The organism is Halomonas shengliensis (assembly GCF_900104135.1).
Taxonomy (GTDB): domain Bacteria; phylum Pseudomonadota; class Gammaproteobacteria; order Pseudomonadales; family Halomonadaceae; genus Halomonas; species Halomonas shengliensis.
Genome location: NZ_FNIV01000003.1, coordinates 375,752 through 387,573, shown reverse-complemented (window position 1 = coordinate 387,573; position 11,822 = coordinate 375,752). Strand labels below are relative to the sequence as shown.

Here is an 11,822-nt window from a genome sequence, read left to right as displayed (position 1 = left end):
AATAAATAAGGTAATCCCCCGGCTTTGCCGGGGGACTACCCGAGGTTTGACCGTGTGATGCGGTCAAAGGGAACCTCCAATCTCGGCCAAGAGATAGGAAGTTCCCAATGAGAGAGTACCAGAGTCTTGCTCACACAACATGGAACTGCAGGTATCATGTCGTGTTCATCCTCAAAAAGCGAAAGAAGGCGATCTTTGGTGGTATCCGAAAACACCTTGGTGAGGTGTTCCATGAGCTGGCAAGACAGAAGGAGTGCCAGATCGTAGAGGGGCACCTGATGCGTGATCACGTTCACATGTGTATCAGCATCCCTCCGAAGCACTCGGTGTCACATGTGGTTGGCTACATCAAAGGGAAGAGTGCGATATCTATAGCCAGAAACTTCATGGGCAGATCGCGAAATTTCTCTGGTGAAAGCTTCTGGGCGAGAGGTTATTTCGTCTCGACAGTAGGGCTTGATGAAGGAATGGTAAGGGCCTATATCCGGAATCAGGAAAAGGTGGATGAGCATTATGATCAGCTCAAGTTTGGAATGTGAGGCAGCCGCCTTCAGGCGGCTCAGATTCTTGCCCCTTTGAGGGGCTAACAATATAAAGCCCCCGGCTTTGCCGGGGGATACTTACTTTACCTTAAAAATACCATAGAAATTTAGCTTTATTGAGCAGCGGTCGGCAGCAATGCCGGCCGCTAGATTTTTTTAATTCAGAGGCACAGTAGCGGCAGTGGATGTCGTCTTTATATCGGCTTTCTTTGCGCTCTCTATTTCAAGAGAAGTAGGAAAAAGCCGGCGTGACAACTCGGTAATCGGCGATAGTTCTCCCTCGTTTTTAATGACTCTTTCAGCGCGAATCATATTGGCGTAAAGATCAGGAGTGGGGTTCACTCTGCTGAGATTTTCCGCCCATACTAGATAGTGGTTAACCATTCCTGTCATACCCAGTCTAGCAGCAGACTTGAGCTGCTGCGACATTACAAGAAACTCCAGTGTCCTACCAATTCCGAGGGGATTGATAATCTTGGTCAGTGCCTGAAACCTCTCCCCCTGCGTCTCTACATAGCGTTTTGTTTGCCACAGCGTATGGAAATGCGTCCCCATAAATACCACCAGCACCGCCGGGACCAGTACTACACCAGCCCTAACCCCGAAGGTATAGCGATTTTCCCACTCCTTTTCCTGCCAGCACTTGCTGGCCACTATGCCGAGCATTAGCACAAACACCAACCAATGCGCCTGGCTATGATAGAAGGGCAGTTCCAGCATGCTGTGAACGATCAGCGGTAGCAGCAGGGCCGCCAGCAGCAGCCTTTCCCCCTTCGGCCCCTTCGCTCTTGATTTCAAGGGCAGCAGCCGCCAAAGCACCCACCCGCCGAAACCGATCAGCGCAAGCAGCGGCAGCAGCCCGCCCTCGATGCCCCAATAAAGCAATTCATTATGGGGATGGGCGTAGGTCTGGGTGATGATGGGGTCGACGATCTCCGGCTGGTTCTGGGGCAGAGCGGCGCGCCAGTCGGCGAAGCTGTGCAGAAACTCGTACTGGAAGCGGCCGTAGCCCCAGCCGGTGAGCGGCTCCTCCAGGATCATCTTCAGGCTATGCAGGTAGACCGGAATGCGCTCGCCGCCTCGGCTCATGGCTTCGATGCTACGGCCACCATCCTGAGGCATCAGGTTAAGCAGGATGGCAAAGGCGATGCCGGCGAGCAGGGCGCCACCCCACTGCCTGAAGCGCGCGCGATCCTGGTGCCACAGGTAGCCCATCACCAGCGGTACGGCGATCAGGGTGCCCAAGAAGCCGCTGCGTGAGGCGATGGTCAGCAGCAGGAAGGGAATGAACAGCGGGGCGAGCAGGGTGACGCCGCGTTCGATCTTGTTACGTGCCTCGGCGAACAGCCAGGCGGAGATGACGAGCCCCGTGGCCAGGAAGCTCGCCATCACGTTGACCTGTTGGAAGACGCCATAGGGGCGGCCGCTCTCCACCGGGTAGCCCAGCCAGTTGCCCGGCTGCAACACGAAGTGCTGCACATAGCCGAAGGCGGTTTCCAGCAGCACCCCGGAGAGGATCGCCATGCCGATCCACCACCAGTCCCGGCGGGTGAGCTGGAGCTGGGCGATGCCCAACAGCAGGATCGCCCCGGCGGTGACGGTGAGCATACGGGGCAGGGCGATCAGCGAGGCCTCGTTCCAGCTCCACAGGAAGGGCAGCCATAGCGCCAGCAGCAACAGCCCCAGTCCCTTGTGGAAGGCGCTGAAGCGAATCACCCCGCGGCTCGCCGGCCACATGGCGATCGCCATCATCACCCCGAAGCCCATCCACACCGCGGCGTTGTGGGGCATGCGCAGCCCCGTGCCCCCCAGGTTGGGGAAGGTGACGTGCAGCAGCACGGTGAAGGTGACGAAGGCGGTGATGATAAACGCCTTGCGCAGGCGCGGGTTGGGCGCCTGGTCGTCAGGCTCGGGGCGGCTCAAGGCCTCATCGGCGGCATGCATGGCGGTTCCCTGGCTTTAAGGATGTGGGGCTGTAGCGATTTGTAACCGCTAGTCTCCGGGTTGGTAGGGCGTAGCGCAATACGCAGGCTGTTCTTGACCCCTTGACCCCTTGACCCCTTGACCCCTTGACCCCTTGACCCCTTGACCCCTTGACCCCTTGACCCCTTGACCCCTTGCCCCTTGCCCCTTGCCCCTTGCCCCTTGCCCCTTGGCCTTCGCCTACACTGCAGGCGTTCCCCGGCATGGAGGCCAGCGCGATGCCCGATTCCCTCTTCTTCCCCCGGCTCTCCCACCACGGCGGCGCCGGAGGCGTCACCGGTAGCTGCCATCGCCTGCAGATCAGCGATGACCGTGCCCTGCTGGTGGATTGCGGGCTCTTCCAGGGCCAGGACGCCGACCACGTCGATGGCTTCGAGCAGCTTAAGGTCACCTTCCCGGTCGATGACGTGCTGGCACTGGTGGTGACTCATGTGCATATCGACCATATCGGTCGCCTGCCCTACCTGCTGGCGGCGGGGTATCACGGGCCGATTATCTGTTCGGTGCCATCGAGCCGGCTGCTGCCGCTGGTGATCGAGGATGCGCTCAAGATCGGCTTCACCCGCGACCGGGCGCTGATCGAGCGTTTCCTGGCCGAGGTGGAGGGGCACCTGGTGGCGCTGGATTACCGCGAGTGGCACACCCTGGTGGACGACGACCGCCACCGGGTGCGTGTGAGGCTTCAGCGCGCCGGGCATATCCTCGGCTCCTGCTATGTGGAGGTGGATACCCTCGACCGCGAGAGTGGCGAGCGCCATCGCACCCTGTTCTCCGGCGACCTGGGCGCACCCTATGCGCCGCTGTTGCCGGCGCCCAATCCGCCCTGGGGCTGCGACACCCTGGTGCTGGAGAGCACCTACGGCGACCGGTGCCATGAGGATCGACGCCACCGCCGCGCCCGGCTCAAGGCGGCCATCGACCGGGCGCTGGCGAACGGCGGCACCGTGGTGATTCCGGCGTTCAGCATCGGCCGCACCCAGGAGCTGCTCTACGAGATGGAGACGCTGATCCACCAGGCGGGCAGCCGCCGCTCGCGGGAGCTGGAGATCATCGTCGACTCGCCCCTGGCGGCGCGCTTCACCGCGGTCTACCGCGAGCTCAGGCCCTGGTGGGACGCCGAGGCCCATGCCCGGCTGCGTGCCGGGCGCCATCCGCTGAGCTTCGAGAACCTCTACACCGTCGATTCCCACGAGGAGCACGAGCGCACTGTCGAATACCTGGCCGAGAGCCATCGCCCGCGGTGGTGATCGCGGCGAGCGGCATGGTCAGCGGCGGGCGGGTGGTCAACTACCTCAAGCGCATGCTGGGCGACCCGCGTCACTGCGTGCTGTTCACCGGGTACCAGGGCGCCGGCACACCGGGGGGCGATATCCAGCGCTATGGCCCCAGGGGCGGTTGGGTCGAGCTCGACGGCGAGCGCATCACCATCCGCGCCCGGGTGGAGACGGTCTCCGGCTACTCGGCCCACGCCGATGGCCAGGATCTTCTGACCTTCGTGCGCCGCATGCGCCGCCCGCCGCGGCATATCCGCCTGGTGCACGGCGAGCGCCAGGCTCAGCAGGCACTGCGTAAGGCCCTGCTGGCCTGGGCGGCGGAGCAGGGGCATGCGATGACGGTGACGCTGGGGGTGGACCTTGCCGAGGGCTGATTTTCCCAAGGTGCTTGCAAGCTGCGATACTCTGCGTGGCCCGTGGAGCCTGTGAGGAGACGAAATGCGCCTGGAAGAATCCGAGTGCCGTGTGATCGCCGATACGCTGCGCAAGCGGTTCGGAGAGCAGAGCAGGATCTGGCTGTTCGGTTCGAGGGTCGATGATACAGCGCGGGGCGGGGATATCGATATCTACCTGGAGCCGGAGATCCAGGCGCCCGATGCCATCGTCGATGCGCGACTGGAGGCACTGGTTGAGCTCAAGCAACGACTGGGCGACCAGCGGATCGACCTGGTGATCCATCGTGCTGCCGCCCGGGAGCTGCCCATTCATGCCATTGCCAGGGAAACGGGGGTGAAGTTGTGAGAGCACTGGAAGCCTTCGAAGGTAGCCTCGATGTCTGTGAGCGTCACGCCGATCGACTGCGCTGGGCCATGGGGGAGCTCTCTCGGCACTTTCCGCTGTCACCAGGAGAGCTTGGCGAGTTGACGGATGTCGAGCTCGCCATCATCGACCAGTTCATCGTACGTTTCTCGAAGCTGCAGGATGCCATGGGCGCCAAGCTCTTCCCGAATGTGCTGGCCTTGACCCAGGAGCACGGTGACCTGCCGACGTTTATCGACAAGGTGAACAAGCTGGAGAAGATAGGGGCCATCGAGTCGGCCTCGGCCTGGTTGCGGTTGCGTGAGATGCGCAATCAGTTCGCGCATGACTACCCCGACGACCCCGAGATCCAGGCCGGTCTGCTGAACAAGGCTTACGGTATGGCGGATGACTTGCTGGATTGTCTCTCACACATCAAGGTTTTCTCGGAGCCCTACCGGGCAATGTGAGCCCGATCACCGTTGCAGGGAGCATGCCATGGCCACCATCGAACACGCCGCGATCCTCAAGGCACCGCCGGAACGGGTCTTCGCGCTGCTGGAGCGGGTGGAGGACTTCGCCGACTACTCCGACCTGATCCACAGCATCGAGGCGCTGGGCGACGACCGCTTCCGCTGGCACGTGCATGCCGTGGGGCGCGACTGGCACTTCGACGTGGCGATCACCGAGCGGCGCGCGCCGGAGGCGTTGGCCTGGGCCTCGCTGGATGGCGTGGAGAACCAGGGGCGTTATCGCCTGCGCCCGGTGGAGGGCGGTACCGAGGTGAACCTGACCCTCACTTACACGCTGCGCAACAAGCTGCTGGAGAAGGCGGTGAACAAGGCCGCCACGCCGCTGGTGAACCGGGTCAGCCGGCAGATCCTGGAAAGGGTGGCGGAGCGGCTGTGAGAGGTTAGCCCTTGCTGGCAGCAGCGGGGGCAGACGCCAAGGGGGAGTTCCTGCCAAGCCCGATGGCTTTTCTCCCCGAGGCATATACTCAGAGTGACCGGCACTCGCTGGGCATGCCAAGGCCTCAAGGAGGGCAGGAGATGTTAAAGGAGTTCAAGGAGTTCGCCGTACGCGGCAACGTGGTCGACATGGCGGTGGGGATCATCATCGGTGGCGCCTTCGGCACCATCGTCACCAGCCTGGTGAACGACGTGCTCATGCCACCGATCGGCCTGCTGATGGGCGGGGTCGACTTCTCCAATATCTTCCTGGTGCTGAAGGGCGAGGGACCCTACGCCACCCCGGCGGAGGCCGCCGCGGATGGGGCGGTGACCCTGAACATCGGGCTGTTCGTGAATAACGTGATCAGCTTCCTGATCGTGGCCTTCGCGGTCTTCCTGCTGGTGAAGGGGATCAATCGCCTGCGTCGCCAACAGGCCCAGGCGCCCACCGAGCCCGCGGCCCCACCCGAGGAGATCCTGCTGCTGCGCCAGATCCGCGATAGCCTGGCCGATCGGGAGGGTCAATAGTGGGCGATGCGGGGCAGCGCAGGGGCGATAGGCGAGGCGAGTAAAAGTGGCCTGCGTCATGATGGCCCTGCGCTCCCGGGAGCGCCCACCATCCCGCTATCGGTTATCCGTTCCAGATGGGTAAATTCTATTAGCCGGCTATCTAGCTGGCCGATGGCGGAGGGACTATGATCATGCCTGAGGAGGCCGTGGGCCTCCCTTGAGGATATCGACATGATCAAGGCGCTGTTCTGGTGTTTCGCCGTGCTGGCCGCCCAGCTGGCCCTGCTGCACTGGGTCGACAGGCGGGTATTGGGGATGAAGTTCGGTGGCAGGGAAGAGAGGGACGAGTTGCCGGAGGAGGCGCGGCCGGAGGGCTGATGCCCTGGAGGGGGGCTACTGTTGTCTGGCGGCCTTGAGATAGACGCCGTTTTGATCCCGTTTGCCGACGGCGATGACCAGCACGACCAGTTCGCTGTCACGGACCTCGTAGACCAACCGGAAGCCCGCGCTGCGCAACTTGATCTTGTAGCGATGCTGGCTACCCGACAGGCGTGAGTCGGGGATGGTTGGTGATTCCAGGATAGTGCGCAGTTTCTTCTTGAACTGCTCGCGTACGCTGCCGTCGAGCTTGTGCCACTCCTTCAGGGCCTCGGCCTGAAAGCGCAGTTCATAGCTCATCCAGTGTCACCGAGATCTCTGCCTGGTCGCTGCGCTCGTCGGCGATGCGGTTGAGTTCGGCGTCTTCCAGCTTCTCAAGCAGCTCCTCGTAGACGGCGGCCGGAATGCAGTAGAAAGCGGGCTCGTTGCGGTTCAACACGGCGACCGGGAAGCCTTCTCCCGCAGCCACGGTGGCCATGGGGTTCTTCTTGAGCTCGGAGATGCTGGCGGTGGTGGTCGCCAGGATATGGTGAGGCATGGGAGGTCTCCTGTGATGATCTCATCACCATTTTAGACCTGTTCCGAGTCTTTCAACAGGTCTTGAAGCTTCCCTTATCGATACCGATAGACCCGCAGGCTGGGGAGAAAGGGCTCGTCCTCGAGCTTCTCGTCGCGGCGGCGGGAGCGGGTGCGTTTCTCCGGCGGCGACAGCGGCGGCAGGTTGTGGTCGGGCAGGCGGCCGTCGGGCGCGGGAATGAACAGCGGCAGGGCGACGTTCATGGCGCGGCGTATTCGGCCATCCTCCAGCGGCTCCCGATAGAAGAGGTTGGCGCGCATCAGCGGCGCCTGGCGCTGCACCTGGGCCAGCGGCTCTCCGCTGGGGATGCCGGCCAGCTTGCGCAGCTGGATGCGGATATGCGGCGCCTCGTGGTCCAGGGCCAGCAGCCTCTGCTCGGCCTCCTGCACCGTCAGCTTCTTGATGGAGCGCCCGCTCGAATACCAGGCCAGGCGCACCCGGGCGAGCGGCGCCTCGCTGGTGGGGATCGCCCGCCAGCACTGCTTGAGGTGTACCCTGGCCAGCCCTTCGCCGCGCAGGTGGTCGTGCAGCGCAGGATGGCGGAAGGGCAGCACCGCCTTGGCCTCGGGGATCAGCGCCGGGGCCTGGTCGCGGATGCGCGCGGTGAGTGCGGCGAATTCGGCCTTGGCGGTGTTGGCCGCGGCCACCGCCTCCATCACCACTTCGCTTGCCGCCACCAGGCCGATATGGGCGCGGGTGGCGCGGCCGTCCTGGCCATCCTGGTACCAGACGTCCTGCAGCGCCCGACGCAGCCATGCCGCGGCGTGCTCGGGGGAGACCGGCTCGGGCTCGCCGAAGATCCAGCAGGCGCCGGGGGCGCGGGCGTAGGCCTCGGCCACCGCGGCGGCGCGCTCGATCACCGCATCGAAGGCGGCCTCTAGCTCGGCGAGCAGGCGGTACTCGGGGTGCTGAGGGCTGGCGTCGTTCATTTCTTACTCTTGCCCGTCGTCCTGCAGGCCGCGCTCGGCGCGCAGGATCATCTCGTCGATCTCGGTCTCGTCCATGGCCGGCTCACCGGCGATACGGTGGCTGCCATCGGCCCAGGCGCCGAGGTCGAGCAGCCGGCAGCGCTGGCTGCAGAAGGGGCGGTAGGGGTTGTCCTCCCGCCATGCCACCTTCTTGCGGCATTGCGGGCAGGCGACGTGCAGGGGGCGTTGGGATTCGCTCATGGGGCTCCGGGGGTGGTTCAGTGTCAGTGTCAGGAGGTGCTGAGGTGCCTTGTGGGAGCTGAATTTATTCGCGATGGGGGGTGAGGACCAGCTGGCGATAGCGCCGATCCAGCTCGGCGACCTGGCGGCGCATCTCGGCCTCGCTGCCGCCATTATCCAGCACGTCGTCGGCGCGGGCCAGGCGCTCGGCGCGGGGCATCTGGGCGGCGACGATGCGCCGGGCCTGGTCGGCGTCCACGCCGTCGCGGGCGGCGGTGCGTTCGATCTGCAGCGCTTCCGGCACGTCGATGACCAGGGCGCGGTCGACCATCTCGACCTGGCCGGACTCGAACAGCAGCGGGGTGACCAGCAGCACATAGGGGGCACCATCGGCCACCAGGCGTTCCAGATGGGCGATCAGCCGCTCGCGGATGCGCGGGTGGGTGACCGACTCCAGCCAGCGACGCTCGCCTTCATCGGCGAAGACGATCTCACGCAGCTCACGGCGGTTCAGGGTGCCGTCATCGTTGAGTACCCGCGCGCCGAAGCGCTTGGCGATCTCGGCCAGCGCCGGCTCGCCGGGCGCCACCACCTCGCGGGCGACGTCGTCGGCATCTACCCAGGGGGCGCCCAGCGCCGCGAAGGCGCGGGCGACGGTGGACTTGCCCGAGGCGATGCCGCCGGTCAGGCCGATGATCAGGGCCATGTCGCTGTGCTCCTTGAAGCTGGCGTATCGGGAAGGTCGATGCTGCTGTGGCGGCATGATGCCATTCGGCGGGAGTGTGCTCCAGCAACTCGAACGATCCTTGGCTACTGGCATTGTGCCGAAATGGTAGGATAGTCATCCAGAATCCTCAGGGTGCCCACACCGTCTCAGGCCTGTGGTCTTGCCGACCTCGCTGATGTCGTCGGCGGCAGGAACATCCTGGCGAAAGCGCATGAGTACCCTTCAGGGCAGGGCTTGCCCGTAGCGCCTGTGATGTGAACGGTGCGGTAAGGCCGTCAGCAGCAGGAAGCGGCCACCCGAGTGATCGGGCTGGCACCCGAAAGGGAATCCTCTTCCTGAGTCGCGATGGCGCGAAGGGGGATTAGAGCGTCATCAGCGTTTCGACCACCGTTCCGGCAGCTTCCTGCAGTTGCTTAATAGCCTATTTTGCAACCTCTCCAACAGCGTCTGCTCCGCGCCCTGATGAGCCTGGGGGGCCAGAGCGACGAGGGTGCTGTCGATGGCCGCCGGGATGCGTTCGGCGAGTCCAAGCCCTTGGCGCAGGAAGTAGCGTGGCTGGAACTGCATCGAGCGCGCTAATGATTCGAGGTGCGAGCGTTCGATGCTGCCGGGGCGATCCTCACCGGCGATGCGAAACGCGAAGCGTCGAGAGAGGCCGCTGTAGAGCGTTGTGCTCATCAAGTCGTAGAACGGTGCCAACCGCGGACCTGCTTCCGTGTAGAGGATGGAGAGGTTCTTGGCGTGGCTATCGTTGTTGCCGATCAGCAGGTTAAAGAAGAACCAGGCGATCAGGCGTTGCAAGTCCTTGGCCGGTGTTCCCACCTGCTGCAGGAGTTCACGGCAGCGCACCAGGCCGGGGCCTCCGTCACTTTCGTATTTGATCAGTGAGGGAGTGTCGGCAAGCTGGCAGAAGTCGAGCTGGTGCAGGCGCTGCAGCCTGCCCTGTTCGTCGGGCATCCGGTCGTATCGTCGTACGAGGCAGGCGCGGGTATCGGGCTGGTAGCTAGCCTCAGCGACTTCGAGCCCGAGTTCGGCGGCCAGCTGCATGCAGAAGGTCTCGTTGATGGCGGTGGCCCATATGCCTCCCAGGCCTCGAATGTTCGGCTTGAGAACATGGCTGGACGGTGCCGATCCTTCCGGAATGGCGGGGCTTCCGTCTGCCTGCACCATCACCAGCAACTTGTCCTGGGCACCCGCCAGCGAGATACGAGCCTCTTCGCCCTGTTGTGAGAGCAGAGGGCCTCGTTCCCTGTGCCGCAGGTGGTCCGCCAGCGCTTCCCAACTGATAGGCCGATAGTGCGGCGGAGCGGGTGTCACCCCCGGTGGCAACAGAGTGAAGCCGCTGGCCGTGTCTCCGCCGATGGCTTTCAGCAGCCCGAAAACAGTAGTGGTGTGGTGGCGAAGCTCTAGGTGATGACGCAAGTCGCCTTCCGGCAGCAGGTTCTCGAAATAGGCCAGCACCGCATCGCCTACGTGCACCTGCTGCGAGAGGGGCAGGGAGGGTGAGAGACTCACCGCTTCAGGGTGTTCCAGCCACTCCGGAGCATACTCTAAGCGCAGCGGTTGAGCGTCATGCAGCCGGCCGACATGCTTGTCGCCGAGGTAAACCTCCAGGGCATCGTCACTCGCCATGGTGGCTGCCGCCCTTGCGCCGTACGACCACCTCGAGCCCCATCAAGTCCAGCACGTCCAATACCTTCTGCAATTGCAGGGTCGGCTTGCCCCGCTCCAGGTCGACGATGAAGCGATTGCCGGTGCCGGCCAGCCCGGCCAGGTCGATCTGCAACAGCCCCTGCTCGGTGCGCATCTGGCGCACCAGCCTGCCGAGCTCTTCGCTGTCGCGGATGGTGGCGGCCTGGGGAGTGAGGGGGTCGGTGGTCGGCATGGAAACCTGTATGTGATTACCGTTCAGTAACTCTAGCCAGGATTCCGGTGCCTCGCAACGCAATAATTACCGATCGGTAACTATTCTAGCAGCTAAGGCTGGATTAACGAACGAAATTACCGTTCGGTAATCCTTCGATGGGATCGCGGGTGAAGCTGACATGAAGCTGGTGGTGAGATGGATGGATGCCTGGGGCATGCCTGTCTCCTAGGCTTGGGCCATGATTTCCGTTTGCTTGCTACGCCAGCTCGACCAGCCGCGTGGCGAACGCCAGAAGCTCGTCGGTGTGATCCTCGATGATGGCCACCACGATGGGGATATGGATGGCCTGGTAGTCGTGCACGGCGATATTGCGAAAGCATGTCATCTGCTTCATCGCCCTGGCGAGGGGCGTGTCGATCAGCTCGGCCGTGGCCAGAATATCGAAGACATCTCGGGCGCTCTGGGGTAGCCCCAGCCTGTGGCGGCGAATCAGCCAATTCCCCGCGTCGATCGTGGCTTCACAGGCACGCTGCAGGTTGAGGATGGCGGCATCCTGTCGAGTCAGGTCATCGGGGAAGGTCGCCGGGTCCTTGGCGTACTCCTCGCGAGCACGCCCGACACCGCGCTCGATGGTGGCCGCCTTGTTGAGCAGGACATCATCCGCCATGCACACTGCCTCGTTGCTTGATGTCATCGATCAGCCCCCGCCGCTGGATGGCGAGGTCCCAGTATTCGCTCTGCACCATCAGCTCGAACTCGTCGGCCTCTGACCCGCACGCCCAAAGCCGCCTGCCCTCGCTGAGTACCTGCTGCTGGAGCACCGTCGAGGCCTGGCGAAGATCGACCAGGTCCACCTCGCGGTTCAGACGCTCGGCAAGTTCACCGGCAAGGGCCCAGCGCTGGGCGGCACTCAGCGGCCTGGGCAACAGGATGGCGAGGTCCACGTCGCTCTCGGCGTTGGCCTCGCCGGTCGCCTGGCTGCCGAAGAGATAGATGGCCTGCAGCGTGGACAAGGCGTCTCTAAGCAGGTCGACGCTTTGAGACGTGTCGATCTGGGGCAGTGACATGAGGATCTCCTCGGCTGGCATGCCTGGCGGGCCAGGCTTCAAGTCTACCATCCTTGATCTC

At 63.6% G+C, this 11,822-nt stretch carries 18 protein-coding genes; 8 read left to right on the top strand and 10 right to left on the bottom strand.

What is annotated here, in order from left to right; translation table 11 throughout:
• Positions 1 to 107 precede the first annotated feature (107 nt).
• On the top strand, positions 108 to 539 hold the full coding sequence (tnpA, locus tag BLP95_RS06890) for an IS200/IS605 family transposase (RefSeq protein ID WP_089677648.1): 432 nt from the start codon (positions 108 to 110) through the stop codon (positions 537 to 539).
• Between the two features lie 159 nt (positions 540 to 698).
• On the opposite strand, the gene BLP95_RS06885 is transcribed toward tnpA, so the two are convergent.
• Complete coding sequence (locus tag BLP95_RS06885) at positions 699 to 2,486, bottom strand: PglL family O-oligosaccharyltransferase (RefSeq protein WP_089677647.1); 1,788 nt, start codon at positions 2,484 to 2,486, stop codon at positions 699 to 701.
• Positions 2,487 to 2,743: 257 nt separating this feature from the next.
• Between BLP95_RS06885 and BLP95_RS06880 the strand changes: the two genes are divergently transcribed.
• The 7 genes from BLP95_RS06880 (at position 2,744) to BLP95_RS16825 (ending at position 6,375) form a co-directional block, all read left to right on the top strand.
• On the top strand, positions 2,744 to 3,772 hold the full coding sequence (locus BLP95_RS06880) for an MBL fold metallo-hydrolase (protein WP_342670383.1): 1,029 nt from the start codon (positions 2,744 to 2,746) through the stop codon (positions 3,770 to 3,772).
• On the top strand, positions 3,766 to 4,173 hold the full coding sequence (locus BLP95_RS17235) for an MBL fold metallo-hydrolase RNA specificity domain-containing protein (protein WP_342670382.1): 408 nt from the start codon (positions 3,766 to 3,768) through the stop codon (positions 4,171 to 4,173). The genes BLP95_RS06880 and BLP95_RS17235 overlap by 7 nt, the downstream gene beginning before the upstream one ends.
• Before the next feature lie 64 nt (positions 4,174 to 4,237).
• Positions 4,238 to 4,540: a nucleotidyltransferase domain-containing protein gene (locus BLP95_RS06875; RefSeq protein ID WP_089677646.1), complete on the top strand. Its 303-nt coding sequence runs from the start codon at positions 4,238 to 4,240 to the stop codon at positions 4,538 to 4,540.
• Positions 4,537 to 5,007, top strand: a complete 471-nt coding sequence (locus BLP95_RS06870) for a hypothetical protein (RefSeq protein WP_245678698.1) — start codon at positions 4,537 to 4,539, stop codon at positions 5,005 to 5,007. Before BLP95_RS06875 ends, BLP95_RS06870 begins: the two co-directional genes overlap by 4 nt.
• Positions 5,008 to 5,035: 28 nt before the next feature.
• Entirely contained in the window at positions 5,036 to 5,446 is a 411-nt protein-coding gene (locus BLP95_RS06865) for an SRPBCC family protein (RefSeq protein WP_089677645.1), read from the top strand.
• A gap of 140 nt (positions 5,447 to 5,586) precedes the next feature.
• Positions 5,587 to 6,015: a large conductance mechanosensitive channel protein MscL gene (gene mscL / locus BLP95_RS06860; protein ID WP_089677644.1), complete on the top strand. Its 429-nt coding sequence runs from the start codon at positions 5,587 to 5,589 to the stop codon at positions 6,013 to 6,015.
• A gap of 213 nt (positions 6,016 to 6,228) precedes the next feature.
• Positions 6,229 to 6,375: a hypothetical protein gene (locus BLP95_RS16825; protein ID WP_176760238.1), complete on the top strand. Its 147-nt coding sequence runs from the start codon at positions 6,229 to 6,231 to the stop codon at positions 6,373 to 6,375.
• A 15-nt stretch (positions 6,376 to 6,390) separates the two neighbouring features.
• Here the strand turns inward: BLP95_RS16825 and BLP95_RS06855 are convergent, their stop codons facing one another.
• The 9 genes from BLP95_RS06855 to mntA all read right to left on the bottom strand — a co-directional run bounded on the left by BLP95_RS06855 (position 6,391) and on the right by mntA (position 11,761).
• Positions 6,391 to 6,675 (bottom strand): type II toxin-antitoxin system RelE family toxin, encoded by a 285-nt coding sequence (locus BLP95_RS06855; protein ID WP_089677643.1) that lies wholly within the window; start codon positions 6,673 to 6,675, stop codon positions 6,391 to 6,393.
• The gene (locus tag BLP95_RS06850) at positions 6,665 to 6,913 is read right to left on the bottom strand and encodes a type II toxin-antitoxin system Phd/YefM family antitoxin (protein ID WP_023005199.1); all 249 of its coding nucleotides are present in this window, start codon (positions 6,911 to 6,913) and stop codon (positions 6,665 to 6,667) included. Before BLP95_RS06850 ends, BLP95_RS06855 begins: the two co-directional genes overlap by 11 nt.
• Positions 6,914 to 6,987: 74 nt before the next feature.
• Complete coding sequence (locus tag BLP95_RS06845) at positions 6,988 to 7,881, bottom strand: DNA replication terminus site-binding protein (protein WP_089677642.1); 894 nt, start codon at positions 7,879 to 7,881, stop codon at positions 6,988 to 6,990.
• 3 nt (positions 7,882 to 7,884) lie between these two features.
• Entirely contained in the window at positions 7,885 to 8,121 is a 237-nt protein-coding gene (gene yacG, locus BLP95_RS06840) for a DNA gyrase inhibitor YacG (protein WP_089677641.1), read from the bottom strand.
• A gap of 64 nt (positions 8,122 to 8,185) precedes the next feature.
• Entirely contained in the window at positions 8,186 to 8,800 is a 615-nt protein-coding gene (coaE, locus tag BLP95_RS06835; RefSeq protein ID WP_089677666.1) for a dephospho-CoA kinase, read from the bottom strand.
• A 399-nt stretch (positions 8,801 to 9,199) separates the two neighbouring features.
• Positions 9,200 to 10,459, bottom strand: a complete 1,260-nt coding sequence (locus BLP95_RS06830) for a type II toxin-antitoxin system HipA family toxin (protein ID WP_089677640.1) — start codon at positions 10,457 to 10,459, stop codon at positions 9,200 to 9,202.
• Positions 10,449 to 10,712 carry a helix-turn-helix transcriptional regulator gene (locus BLP95_RS06825; protein WP_089677639.1) on the bottom strand — a complete coding sequence of 88 codons (264 nt, stop codon included), beginning with the start codon at positions 10,710 to 10,712 and terminating at the stop codon, positions 10,449 to 10,451. Before BLP95_RS06825 ends, BLP95_RS06830 begins: the two co-directional genes overlap by 11 nt.
• 238 nt (positions 10,713 to 10,950) lie before the next feature.
• Entirely contained in the window at positions 10,951 to 11,361 is a 411-nt protein-coding gene (hepT, locus tag BLP95_RS06820; protein ID WP_089677638.1) for a type VII toxin-antitoxin system HepT family RNase toxin, read from the bottom strand.
• Positions 11,351 to 11,761, bottom strand: coding sequence for a type VII toxin-antitoxin system MntA family adenylyltransferase antitoxin (gene mntA, locus BLP95_RS06815; RefSeq protein ID WP_089677665.1), 411 nt, complete (start codon positions 11,759 to 11,761; stop codon positions 11,351 to 11,353). Before mntA ends, hepT begins: the two co-directional genes overlap by 11 nt.
• Between the last annotated feature and the right edge of the window lie 61 nt (positions 11,762 to 11,822).